This is a genomic window from Bacilli bacterium (genome assembly GCA_036381315.1).
Taxonomy (GTDB): Bacteria; Bacillota; Bacilli; order Paenibacillales; family KCTC-25726; genus DASVDB01.
Map to the genome: position 1 here is coordinate 15113 of DASVDB010000019.1, position 12531 is coordinate 27643.

Genomic DNA, 12531 nt, shown 5'->3' on the forward strand with positions numbered 1-12531 from the left:
CAAACGGAAGGATGTTGGCTTGATGTTGCATCGCTATTTGGTGGATTTTTCGCTAGACCGGCTTCCCGTTGTCGAGACGGATGTGATTGTCATCGGCGCGGGAATTGCCGGATTGTTCACGGCGATAAAAGCCGGCGAAACTTCGCGGGTAATCATGATCACAAAAAAGTCGCTCTTTGACAGCAACACGCAGCACGCGCAGGGCGGCATCGCCGCCGTGATCTCCGCCGATGATTCGCCGGCGGAACATCGGCGAGATACACTTGTTGCCGGCGCGGGACTTTGCCATCCGGCCGCGGTCGACGTGCTTGTCCACGAAGGGCCGGCGTTGGTCGGCGAATTGATCCGCATGGGCACGCGGTTCGACAAGGAAAACGGCGAGCTGGCGCTGACCAGGGAGGGGGCGCACAGTCAGCGGCGCATTTTGCACGCGAACGGCGACGCCACCGGAGCGGAGATTGTGCGAGCGTTGTCCGAACGGGCGCTCATGCATCCGCGCATCGAAATTTGGAACGACCATTTCGCGATCGATCTTTTGACGGATAACGGCGAATGCTATGGCGTATTGGCGCAAAAACCGGACGGCAAAAGGGTGGCGGTTGTCGGCAAAGCGACGGTATTGTCAACAGGCGGCGCCGGGCAGCTTTTTCGCTACACGACCAATCCGGACATTGCCACCGGCGACGGTGTCGCCATGGCTTTTCGCGCAGGCGCGGAAATCCGCGATGTCGAATTTATCCAGTTCCACCCAACGGCGCTTTGCTATCCCGGGGCGCCGCGATTTTTGATCTCGGAAGCCGTGCGGGGCGAAGGGGCCTATTTGCGCAACATCAACGGCGAACGATTCATGGAAAAGTATCACCGCCAGTTGGAGTTGGCGCCGCGTGATGTGGTGGCCCGGGCGATCGTTAAAGAGATGGAACAAACGAAAGCCACATTTGTCTATTTGGACATTACGCATGAATCCCCCGAAATGGTAAAACGCCGGTTTCCCACCATTTATCGGTATTGCTTGCAATATGGGCTGGATTTAACGGTCGACTGGATTCCCGTGGCCCCGGCCGCGCACTACACGATGGGCGGTGTGAAGACGGATCTTGCCGGGGAGACAAACATTGCCCGCTTGTTTGCTTGCGGCGAAGCGTCATCGACAGGCGTACACGGCGCCAATCGGCTGGCCAGCAACTCCTTGTCGGAAGCCATCGTGTTCAGCCGGCGGATTGTCGAAAAAATTCGGCATTTGGATCGGTGGAAGTGCTTGCCGGATATCAGATATGATTTGAAACGCTTGGAACCGTCGATGCAGCCGATTATCGAACGCAGGTTGAAACTGCAAAAGCTCATGCTGCGTTATGTTGCGTTGAAACGCTCGGCAAAGGGGCTGAAAACAGGGTTGGACGAATTGCGGCGGCAAACGCCGATTTTTACCGCCAGATTGGCGCTTCGGGAAGAATTCGAATTCGCCAATTTATTGACCTGCGCGATTTTAACCGCGCAAGCGGCGTTGCTGCGCGAGGAGAGCAGAGGCGCCCATTATCGGGAAGACTTTCCTGTGACGGATGAACGCAAGTGGAAAAAGCATATCGTTTTTAACCGAAAAACCGGCATTAGCGAGGAGTGGGAAACGGATGGCTGAATGGCTTAACTCGTTATGGCTGCGCCGCCAAATTGAAAGCTGGCTTCAGGAGGACATTGGCACGGGGGATGTGACGGCGGAGGCCACGATCTTGGCCGATCACCGTTCCAACGGGATTATTCATGCCAAGGACGACGGCCTGATCGCCGGACTGCCGGTCGCGGAGCTCGTATTTCGCACCGTTGACGCGCAATTGGCGTTTACGCCGAGAGTGGCGGAAGGTTCGCCAATCAGCCGGGGCGATATTGTGGCGGAAGTAAGCGGGCGTACGCGCAGCATTCTCATGGGGGAGCGGCTCGCGCTCAATTTGTTGCAGCGTTTGTCCGGAATCGCCACGAAGACGCGCGCATTTGTATCGGCTTTGGACGGATTGCCCGCGCGCATTGTCGACACGCGTAAAACGACGCCGGGCCATCGCGCCCTGGAAAAATACGCGGTCAAAGTCGGAGGGGGGCACAATCACCGATTTGGTCTTTACGACTCCGTGCTGATCAAGGATAATCATATTAAGGCTGCAGGAGGTGTCATGGCGGCGATTGAACGCGCGCGCGCGCGGATTCCCCACACGATGAAAATCGAGGTGGAAGTGGAGCGGATGGACCAATTGGCGGAAGCGCTGCGAGCAAAAGCGGATATCGTCATGCTGGACAATATGCCGCCGGAACAGTTGCGCGATGCGGTGCGGTTTATCAAACACGCCGATCCGCGGATCGTTACGGAGGCGTCAGGCGGCGTGTCGCTGGAAAATGTGCGGGCGCTTGCGGAAACGGGCGTCGATGTCATCTCCGTCGGTTCTTTGACTTATTCGTTTCAAAGCCTCGATATCAGCCTTGATTTGTTTGCCAAGAAGGAGGCCGCCCAATGATACTGGCGATCGATATTGGGAATACCAATATTGTCTTGGGATTGTACGAAGAAAAAAAGCTGCTGCATCACTGGCGCATCGGCACCAACCGCGCCGCTACCGTTGATGAGTACGGCATGCTGTTGCGCAATTTGTTTCAACACGCCGGAATCGCGATGGAGCAAATCGTAGGCGTCGTGGTTTCGTCGGTTGTGCCGCCGATCATGAACACAATGGAAGCGTTATGCAAGGAATATTTGCATAAGGAGCCTCTCGTTGTCGGGCCGGGGATGAAGACCGGGCTGAATATCCGCTATGAAAACCCGCGCGAAGTGGGCGCCGACCGCATTGTCAACGCGGTTGCGGCAATCGAACTGTACGGCGCGCCAATCATTGTAGTTGATTTCGGAACGGCGACGACGTTTGATTATATCGATGAAAAAAGCAGTTATTTGGGCGGCGCCATCGCGCCAGGCATCGGCATTTCCACCGAAGCGCTGTATCAGCGCGCATCCAAGCTGCCGCGGATCGAACTGGTGAAACCGGCGAGCACGGTGGGGCGGAATACGGTAGCATCCATGCAAGCGGGGATTGTTTTCGGCTTTGCCGGCCAGGTTGACGGCATCGTTACCCGCATGCGCGATGAGTTTTCGCATCAAGCGAAAGTGGTGGCGACCGGCGGTTTTGCCGAATTGATCGCGGCGCATGCGCGCACAATCGAAATCGTGAATCCATTTTTAACATTGCAAGGGTTGCAAATCATCTATGAACGGAACGCATGAAAAGAGGGACGAAACGCCGGTGCAAAAAGATGAAATTGTTCGCGGTACCGCATTAGACGGGATGGTTTGGGTGATAGCCGCCCGCACCACTCATCTTGTTGAGGAATTGCGCAGGCGCCATCATACATACCCGGTCGCCACGGCGGCGCTTGGGCGCGCGGCGACGGCCGGCGCCATGATGGGTGCGATGCTTAAAGGCGAGCAAAAACTTACCGTGCAAATAAAAGGCAATGGGCCGCTGGGCCAAATCGTTGTCGACGCCAACGCGCATGGAGAAGTGCGCGGATATGTCCGCAACGCCCAGGTGGATTTGCCGCTTAACGCAAAAGGGAAGCTGGACGTTGCCGGCGCAATCGGCACGACCGGTTTTCTTCATGTGATCAAGGATCTTGGCATGAAAGAACCGTACGGCGGCAGTTCGCCGCTTGTTTCGGGAGAACTGGGCGAAGATTTTACCTATTATTTCGCCCAATCGGAACAAACGCCGTCGGCAGTGGCGCTTGGGGAGATGATCAATCCCGACGCCTCGGTAAAAGCCGCCGGAGGGTTGATTGTGCAATTGCTGCCGGGACTTAAAGATGAACAGATCGGCCGCCTGGAGCAAAAATTGGCCGCATTGCCGCCAATCACCGCCATGCTGGATGAAGGCGCCGCGCTCGAAGAGATCGCGGAGCGGGTAGTCGGCCCATTTGCGGTTTTGGGCAAAATGCAGGTCCATTTTCACTGCAACTGCTCCCGGGAGAGAGTGGAGCAAGCTCTGGCCAGCCTGGGGCAAGAGGAAGTCCGGCAAATGCTTAAGCAGGATGGACAAGCGGAAGTTGTATGCCATTTTTGCCATGAGTCGTATCGCTTCGGGCCTGAACAATTGCAACGGATTATTGCCAAACTTTAAACCGACGGACCGGATAAAAGAGGGGAATGGACTTGCGTAATTTGAGGCTGACGGTAATGGCCGGTTCGCTTCTTTTGTCTGCGGTTGTATTTTTTCTGTTGGGCAGATATGCCGCGCCCTATACCCCGCAGCAGATCAAGCCTTCGCATGATGACGAGATTTTGGCGCAAATCGGCGGAACAGAGATTACGAGGGGTGAACTGCGCGACCGGCTGGAACAGACATACGGCTACATGATGCTGCAGCGGATGCTTGACCGGGAAGCTGTTCTGCGCGCCGGGAAAAAGGCGCATTTGTCGGTAACGGCGGCCGAGATCGACGATGAACTGAAACGGATGCAAGCCGGTTATGACAGCGCGGAACAATTTTACCGATCGATGCGGGAACAGCTGGGGTTAAGCGAACAGCAATTGCGGGAAGATACATTTTACAAGTTGTTATTGGATAAAATTGCGACTGAGCATATCCGGATATCCGATCAGGAGGTCAACCAATATCTGTTCGCCCATCCCGACGAATGGGAGAGCAACGTGTTCATTCATTTGCAGGAAATTGCCGCGCCCGATCAGGAAACCGCGCTGATGGTTAAAGATCAGCTTGATCAGGGCGCAGATTTTGCGCGTTTGGCGAAAAAATATTCCGTCGGCGACACGATTCCGGAAGACGGGGATTATGGCTGGGTCGCAATCAACGACCCGTTTATCGCCCCGCAAGTGTTGTCTGTTGCGAAAAATTTGCCGGCAGGCGGCATCGCCGGCCCGATCAAAGTTGCGGACAAATACGCCATCATTCGGGTGCTGGACAGAAACGAGCCGGATGAACAAGAACAACGCCGAATTTTTGCGGGTATTCGCAAACAATTGGCACTGGAAAAAGCCGAACCGCTTCCGGATATCGTTGCCAAGCTGCGCAAAAAATACAACGCGGTTGTCATTTCTCCGCAATATCAATAAAGCACGGGCGCAAATAATTCCGCCAACCGCCAACTATCCGGTATTGACAATGAATTGCAACGCTGTTAAGATTGCTTTATAAAAAACCAACCATATCAGTCGGAATAATTCTAATTTAGGAGGCATTCTAATGGCCAAAATTTATGATAGCATCACACAAGCGATCGGAGACACGCCGCTTGTCCGCTTGAATCGGGTCGTGCCGCAGGACAGCGCGGAGATTTACCTGAAGTTGGAGTACCAAAATCCGGGGTCAAGCGTAAAAGACAGAATTGCACTATATATGATTGAAGAAGCGGAAAAGGAAGGGAAATTGCGGCCTGGCGATACGATTGTCGAGCCGACCAGCGGCAATACGGGGATCGGCCTGGCTTTGGTAGCCGCCGCTAAAGGATACAAGGCGATACTGATCATGCCGGATACGATGAGCATGGAGCGCCGCAATTTGTTGCGCGCTTACGGCGCCGAATTGATCTTGACGCCGGGTGCCGAAGGCATGAAGGGCGCGATCCGCAAAGCGGAAGAACTGACGGCAGGCAAATCGGGATACTTTTTGCCACAGCAGTTCAAAAACCCGGCGAACGTGAAAGCCCATCGGGAAACAACGGGTCCGGAAATCGTCGATGCCATCAAATCCAAGGGCGGCAAGCTGGACGCGTTTATTTCCGGCATCGGCACGGGCGGGACCATTACCGGGGCGGGACCGGTTCTCCGCAAGCATTTTCCGGACATCAAAATCTATGCCGTCGAGCCTGCCGGGTCGCCGGTTTTGTCGGGGGGCCAGCCGGGGCCGCATAAGATTCAGGGCTTGGGCGCGGGATTTATTCCGGATATTCTCGACACTTCGGTTTACGACGGCGTTATCACGGTAGAAAATGAAGAAGCGTTTGAAACTTCGCGCAGAGTTGCCCGCGAGGAAGGCATTCTCGGCGGTATTTCCTCCGGCGCGGCTATTTTCGCGGCATTGAAAGTGGCCAAGGAATTGGGGGCAGGCAAACGGGTCGTGGCCATCATCCCAAGCAACGGCGAACGTTACCTGAGCACTCCGTTGTATCAGTTTGACTAATAGCGCGGCGACATGCGATCATAGGTTGGATAACACCCCCCTCGGTTGAGGGGGTTTTTCGTTCAACCGGTGCGCCGCGGCCCGTATACCGGCTCGATCGGGTGGATTGACTATAACGGCAATATGGAATTAAATATAGTTATCCGCAAAAGCGAAAGCGTTGTGGCAATCCTTTCTGTTTGCCGAAAATGAAAGGCGCGGCTTGCATTTGTTGCCGCCATTTGAGAGGAGCGGGAGAAAATGATCCTCGTTATCGACAATTACGACTCATTTACGTACAATTTGGTGCAATACCTGGGGGAAATTGGCGAAGAGGTTGTCGTTCGCCGCAATGACGCCGTCACTTTGGATGAGATTGCGGGGTTAAATCCCGACCATATTTTGCTTTCGCCGGGACCCTGCACACCGAATGAAGCCGGCATCTGCCTTGCGTTAATCGCCGGTTTTGCCGGCAAAATCCCGATTCTGGGCGTCTGTCTCGGCCATCAGTCGATTGGCCAGGCATTCGGCGGCAAGGTGGTGCGCGCGGCCCAAATGATGCACGGCAAAACTTCGGAAATTTTTCACGACGGGAAAACGGTATTTGCCGGACTTCCGTCTCCTTTTTCGGCGACGCGTTATCATTCCCTGATCGTTGAGCGTAATTCGCTTCCCGCATGCCTGGAAATCAGCGCGGAAACGAAAGATGGCGAAATTATGGGATTGCGGCATAAGGAATACGCGGTGGAGGGAGTACAGTTTCATCCCGAGTCGATTATAACCGACCACGGCATGCAGCTTTTGCGCAATTTTTTGGCCATCCGCGCCAATCAAGCCGGCGCGACATCGTGAACATTTCCGTCAACGGCGCCATTTGTCCCGCGGAGCAAGCGGTTATTTCGGCGTACGACCATGTCACAATACGGATCGAGCGGGGACGTGCACGACGATCGGCGGCGGGCATCCCGGCAAATATACGCGCGAGTTGCGGGAATTATACCGGAAGTTGACGGAAAATGAGCAGACAAGGATGTGACGTGCGATGGGGCAAATATGGCAAATAGGCGGCCACACATTTGAATGGGGCGCCCGCACTTATGTGATGGGCATCTTGAATGTGACGCCGGATTCATTTTCCGACGGGGGGAAATTCGTTACGCTTGATGCGGCGTTGCGCCATGCGGAACAACTGATCGCCGCCGGCGCGGATATGATCGATATAGGCGGCGAATCGACACGACCGGGGTTTCGGCCGGTTCCGGCGGACGAAGAGCTGCGCCGGGTCATCCCGGTTATTGAAGCGATCCGTGCCAGATTTTCCATCCCCATTTCGATCGATACTTACAAGGCGATAACCGCCAGGCAAGCGCTGGAAGCCGGCGCGCATATCATCAATGATATATGGGGCCTGAAGGCGGATCGGGAAATGGCCGCGGTTGCCGCCCAATGGGATTGTCCGGTCATTATCATGCATAACCGCAAGGATATGGACTACACTGACTTTGTGGCCGACGTGAAGCGGGATTTGCGCCAGAGCGTCGCCATCGCCGAACAGGCCGGAGTGAAAAGGGAGCGGATTATTCTGGATCCCGGAATCGGCTTTGCCAAAAACCACGAGCATAATTTGCAAATGATGAAACATTTGGCGGAACTGCGCGAACTGGGCTTTCCTTTGCTGCTCGGCACTTCCCGCAAACGGTTCATCCGCAACACGCTGGGGCTGCCTGTCGACGACGTGGTCGAAGGAACGGCGGCGACGGTTGTGCTCGGCATCGCCGCCGGCTGCGATATTGTGCGGGTTCATGATGTAAAGGAAATCAAACGTTCTGTCGCCATGGCGGATGCGATTGTGCGTTTTCGGGAGAATGCGGCGCAGCCGGTATGACCGACCGGCACAAACCGAATGCGGATGTTTGCGGAGGCGAGCGGGCGCGAATGGATAAAATCGCGAAACATATTGCGCGTTCCAACTTGGAAACATATACTAAAACTAGCGAAGCCGACACAAATCCGACAGATAGCGACATTTGCAACTATCCGCGGCGTGAACGTACGGCCTATATTTCCCTGGGATCCAATGTGGGCGACCGCGCGCAATATTTGTATGCGGCGTTGCGGGATTTAAAGGCCTCGCCGGGAATTCGCGTCGAAATTTGTTCCAGCGTCTATGAAACGGAACCGGTTGGATATACCGAACAACCCGACTTTTTAAATATGGTCGCCAAACTGGCGACGACACTCGCGCCGCTTTCGCTTTTGGATCGATTGCAGCGAATCGAATCCGCGCACGGGCGTACGCGGACGATTCGCTGGGGCCCGCGCTCGCTTGACCTCGACCTTTTGTGCTACGAAAACGAGCGCATGGACAGCCCGCGATTAACACTTCCGCATCCGCGCATGCTGGAACGAGCCTTTGTGCTCGTTCCGCTGGCGGAAATATTCAAGCGTGAGAACAGCGTACGGCTTGCATTTGTAACAGAAGCGTTGGCGAAATTGGAAGGAAAGGAAGACGTTAAACTTTGGACGAAGGCCGGTTGGCAAGGCGAATTCGGGCTTACCGAAAATTGAAAGGCTATACGCAACATGAATTGGCGGATCGGCTTGGCGTATCCATTGCCATTCTCGGTTCCATCGAACGGGGCACCCGTCGGGCCGACCCGAAAATGATCCAGAGCATCTCGGAGGCTCTGGGCATCGATAAAGACGAATTGATCTCAAGCAGCAATTGAAAGGACGTATCACTGTGCTTAAAATCGGTTCCATCGAATTGGAAAATAGCGTCGTCTTGGCGCCAATGGCCGGCGTGTGCAATCCCGCTTTTCGCTTGATCGCCAAAGAATTCGGCTGCGGGTTGGTGTGCGCGGAGATGGTCAGCGACAAGGCGATCGTGCATGGCAACGAACGCACGCTGGAGATGCTGTATGTCGATGAACGGGAGAAACCGCTCAGCTTGCAAATTTTCGGCGGGGATAAAAACACGCTTGTCGCCGCCGCCCGATTTGTCGATCGGAATACTAACGCCGATATCATCGATATCAATATGGGCTGCCCTGTGCCCAAGGTCACCAAATGCGACGCCGGAGCCAAGTGGCTGCTTCATCCGGAAAAAATCGAAGAAATGGTGGCGGCTGTTGTCGCGGCGGTTGCGAAACCCGTCACCGTCAAAATGCGCATGGGCTGGGACGCGGAGCATATTTACGCGGTGGACAACGCCAGAGCGGTGGAACGGGCGGGGGCAAAAGCGGTTAGCATCCATGGCAGAACGCGCGAGCAAATGTACACCGGCAAGGCCAACTGGGACATTATCCGGGAAGTGAAACAGGCTGTAGCGATACCGGTAATCGGAAACGGCGACGTTTTTGCACCGGAAGATGCGAAAAGGATGCTGGAGACGACCGGGTGCGACGGCGTCATGATTGGCCGCGGCGCGCTTGGCAATCCGTGGATGCTTTATCGCACCGTGGAGTTTTTGCGCACGGGCGTCATTCCGCCCGAACCGACGCCGCGGGAGAAAGCGCGGATCGCCATTTTGCACCTCGACCGGCTGATTTCGCTGAAAGGCGAGCATACCGCCGTGAAAGAGATGCGCAAGCATATGGCGTGGTATTTGCGCGGGCTTCCCGATTCCGCGCGGGTAAAGGAAGCCTTGCTGAAACAAACGACCCGTGCAGGCATGATCGGCATTTTAAACGAATATATTGAAACGATAAGCAATGGGGAGACCGTTTTGGCTTGAGACCAAATTTGGAATTCCGGCGAATGGCTTCATTGACATTTCCCAGATCATGCAATATAATCGACGCATAGTAAAGCGCGGGTAGCAATTAAAGTGATTTCACCCATATACTGGATTTATCTGGATGACGGGTGCGGTGCGCGCCCCAAGCGTTCGTTTATGAATACTATCGTGACAGGGGAATCGTTATCATGTCTGAAAAAGAAGTGATTCTGACCCAGGACGGTTTAAAGAAGCTGGAAGAAGAACTGGAAAACCTGAAATCGGTCAAACGGCGGGAAGTCGCCGAACGGATTAAAATAGCGATTGGTTATGGAGACATCAGCGAAAACTCGGAATACGAAGACGCCAAGAATGAACAGGCATTCATTGAAGGCCGCATCATCACTCTGGAAAAAATGCTGCGCAACGCGCGCATCATCAACAGCGACGAAATCGATACGGACGTGGTGAGCATCGGCTCCAAAGTAACGTTAAAAGATCTGGAATTCGGCGATGTTTTGGAATATACGATTGTCGGAACAGCCGAATCCGATCCGTCGCAAAACAAAATTTCCAATGAAAGTCCGGTTGGCAAAGCGATTCTTGGCAAGAAAAAAGGCTCCACCGTCGATGTCAACGTTCCGGCCGGCGTCATCCAATACAAAATTATCGACATTAAGAAATAACGAAAGCCGCAATACCTGAACATTTTTGTATGAAGTGTGAAAAGCTTCCTCAGGAAGCTTTTTTTCGGTATTAGCCAGCGATACGATCGCGATCAGATAATCGGGAGATGAACAAATTTGCCAGAAGAAACAGAAGTAAAACTCGCACAAAATGAATTGCTGCAAATCCGCCGCAACAAATTGGACGAGCTGCGGCGCATGGGAATCGATCCGTTCGGCCAAAAATATGACCGTACCGATTTTGCGCAAGATATTTTGCGCGCATACGGCGAAAAAGAAAAAGACGAACTGGAAGCAATGGAAGTTGAGGTTAGCATCGCCGGCAGAATCATGCAAAAAAGGAGCATGGGCAAGGCCTCCTTTGCGCATATTCAGGATCAAACCGGCAAAATTCAGATCTACGTTCGCCGCGATGCTGTCGGCGAAACGCTCTACAAAGCGTTTGATCTTTTGGATCTGGGAGATATTATCGGCGTAAAAGGCCATGTCTTTAAAACCAAGACGGGCGAAACGACCGTCAAGGCGCATGAGCTTGTCGTATTGAGCAAATCGTTGTATCCGCTGCCGGAAAAATTCCATGGCTTAAAAGATGTGGAATTGCGGTATCGCCAGCGGTATGTGGATTTGATCATGAATCCGGAAGTGAAAGAAACGTTCATTTTGCGCTCAAAAATTATTCAATCGTTGCGCAAATACTTCGATACCCGGGGTTTTCTGGAAGTGGAAACGCCGACCATGCACGCAATTGCCGGAGGCGCGGCGGCAAAGCCGTTCATTACGCATCACAATGCGCTCGACATGCAGTTGTATATGCGCATCGCGATCGAGCTGCACCTAAAGCGGCTTATTGTCGGCGGATTGGAAAAGGTGTATGAAATCGGACGCGTCTATCGCAACGAAGGCATATCCACACGCCACAATCCCGAGTTCACCATGATGGAACTGTATGAAGCGTACGCCGACTACCATGATATTATGGCTTTGACGGAAGGGGCCATTTCCCACGTTGCGCAGGAAGTTTTGGGCACGACGCGGATTCAATACCAGGGCATGGAAGTGGATCTGACCGCTCCATGGAAGCGGATTTCGATGGTTGAAGCCATCAGGGAAGTGACCGGAGTGGATTTCAGCCGTCATATGACGGACGAGGAAGCCCACCGCCTGGCGCAAGAGCATCATGTACCGGTCGAGCCTGATATGACGTTCGGCCATATCGTCAACCAGTTTTTCGAAACGTTTGTCGAGGAAACGCTGATTCAGCCTACATTTGTATATGGGCATCCTGTGGAAATTTCGCCGCTGGCGAAAAAGAACGAAGCGGATCCGCGGTTCACGGATCGTTTTGAGCTGTTTATCGTGGCGAGGGAGCATGCCAACGCGTTCAGTGAGCTGAATGACCCGATCGATCAACGGCAGCGTTTTGAGGCCCAGTTGAAGGAAAGAGAACGCGGCAACGATGAAGCGCATATGATGGATGAGGATTTCGTGCGCGCTCTGGAATACGGCATGCCTCCGACGGGCGGATTGGGCATCGGCATTGACCGCTTGGTGATGTTGCTTTCCGATTCGCCGTCCATCAGGGACGTGTTGCTGTTTCCGCTCATGCGCGACCGCGCCGGGGAATAATCAGGCAAAAATCCAAACATTGGTCTTGACTTGGGTCATGCGGCGTGGTAAATTAGTTCTCGCCGCTGCAAACAAGGCGAATAAAACAGCCTGGCGATTGCGGGAAACACCATGACCGGATGGCCGGGCGGCAAAAATTTCTCCTTGATTTTCGCAAGCGCGATGTGATATATTATAAAAGTCGCCTTCACGCAAGAGCGAAGGCGAAAAGGCAAGCAACAGGCCACTTGCTCCTTGAAAACTGAACAACGAGTGCACCAAACAAGCAAGTAAGCGCAAGCTGAATGATGAGCTATTATCAGCTCTCTTTATTGGAGAGTTTGATCCTGGCTCAGGACGAACGCTGGCG

The 12531-nt window shown here is 53.9% G+C and carries 14 protein-coding genes and 1 pseudogene; 14 read left to right on the top strand and 1 reads right to left on the bottom strand.

All coding sequences use genetic code 11. The features are described 5' to 3' along the window. Positions 1 to 22: 22 nt before the first annotated feature. The 14 genes and pseudogenes from nadB to lysS all read left to right on the top strand — a co-directional run bounded on the left by nadB (position 23) and on the right by lysS (position 12182). Positions 23 to 1636 (top strand): L-aspartate oxidase, encoded by a 1614-nt coding sequence (nadB, locus tag VF260_01440; protein ID HEX7055846.1) that lies wholly within the window; start codon positions 23 to 25, stop codon positions 1634 to 1636. Continuing rightward, positions 1629 to 2501 (top strand): carboxylating nicotinate-nucleotide diphosphorylase, encoded by an 873-nt coding sequence (gene nadC / locus VF260_01445; GenBank protein HEX7055847.1) that lies wholly within the window; start codon positions 1629 to 1631, stop codon positions 2499 to 2501. Before nadB ends, nadC begins: the two co-directional genes overlap by 8 nt. Next, positions 2498 to 3262: a type III pantothenate kinase gene (locus tag VF260_01450; GenBank protein HEX7055848.1), complete on the top strand. Its 765-nt coding sequence runs from the start codon at positions 2498 to 2500 to the stop codon at positions 3260 to 3262. The genes nadC and VF260_01450 overlap by 4 nt, the downstream gene beginning before the upstream one ends. Continuing rightward, positions 3246 to 4154 (top strand): Hsp33 family molecular chaperone HslO, encoded by a 909-nt coding sequence (gene hslO, locus VF260_01455; GenBank protein ID HEX7055849.1) that lies wholly within the window; start codon positions 3246 to 3248, stop codon positions 4152 to 4154. The genes VF260_01450 and hslO overlap by 17 nt, the downstream gene beginning before the upstream one ends. A 32-nt stretch (positions 4155 to 4186) precedes the next feature. Then, positions 4187 to 5107 carry a peptidylprolyl isomerase gene (locus VF260_01460; protein HEX7055850.1) on the top strand — a complete coding sequence of 307 codons (921 nt, stop codon included), beginning with the start codon at positions 4187 to 4189 and terminating at the stop codon, positions 5105 to 5107. Between the two features lie 130 nt (positions 5108 to 5237). Continuing rightward, positions 5238 to 6173 (top strand): cysteine synthase A, encoded by a 936-nt coding sequence (gene cysK, locus VF260_01465; GenBank protein HEX7055851.1) that lies wholly within the window; start codon positions 5238 to 5240, stop codon positions 6171 to 6173. A gap of 63 nt (positions 6174 to 6236) precedes the next feature. Beyond that, positions 6237 to 6320, top strand: a pseudogene (locus VF260_01470) (chorismate-binding protein). 93 nt (positions 6321 to 6413) lie between these two features. Then, entirely contained in the window at positions 6414 to 7004 is a 591-nt protein-coding gene (pabA, locus tag VF260_01475; protein HEX7055852.1) for an aminodeoxychorismate/anthranilate synthase component II, read from the top strand. A 190-nt stretch (positions 7005 to 7194) separates the two neighbouring features. After that, a complete protein-coding gene (gene folP, locus VF260_01480; GenBank protein ID HEX7055853.1) occupies positions 7195 to 8037 on the top strand; it encodes a dihydropteroate synthase in 843 nt (280 codons plus the stop codon). Then, positions 8034 to 8720 carry a 2-amino-4-hydroxy-6-hydroxymethyldihydropteridine diphosphokinase gene (gene folK, locus VF260_01485; GenBank protein ID HEX7055854.1) on the top strand — a complete coding sequence of 229 codons (687 nt, stop codon included), beginning with the start codon at positions 8034 to 8036 and terminating at the stop codon, positions 8718 to 8720. The genes folP and folK overlap by 4 nt, the downstream gene beginning before the upstream one ends. Continuing rightward, positions 8672 to 8881 carry a helix-turn-helix transcriptional regulator gene (locus VF260_01490; GenBank protein ID HEX7055855.1) on the top strand — a complete coding sequence of 70 codons (210 nt, stop codon included), beginning with the start codon at positions 8672 to 8674 and terminating at the stop codon, positions 8879 to 8881. Before folK ends, VF260_01490 begins: the two co-directional genes overlap by 49 nt. A 14-nt stretch (positions 8882 to 8895) precedes the next feature. Beyond that, positions 8896 to 9888, top strand: coding sequence for a tRNA dihydrouridine synthase DusB (gene dusB / locus VF260_01495; GenBank protein ID HEX7055856.1), 993 nt, complete (start codon positions 8896 to 8898; stop codon positions 9886 to 9888). Positions 9889 to 10079: 191 nt separating this feature from the next. Next, on the top strand, positions 10080 to 10556 hold the full coding sequence (gene greA / locus VF260_01500; protein HEX7055857.1) for a transcription elongation factor GreA: 477 nt from the start codon (positions 10080 to 10082) through the stop codon (positions 10554 to 10556). A gap of 117 nt (positions 10557 to 10673) precedes the next feature. Beyond that, positions 10674 to 12182 (top strand): lysine--tRNA ligase, encoded by a 1509-nt coding sequence (gene lysS / locus VF260_01505; GenBank protein ID HEX7055858.1) that lies wholly within the window; start codon positions 10674 to 10676, stop codon positions 12180 to 12182. On the opposite strand, the gene VF260_01510 is transcribed toward lysS, so the two are convergent. After that, positions 12183 to 12531 (bottom strand): hypothetical protein (locus VF260_01510; protein HEX7055859.1); only part of this gene is annotated, 349 nt, incomplete at its 5' end.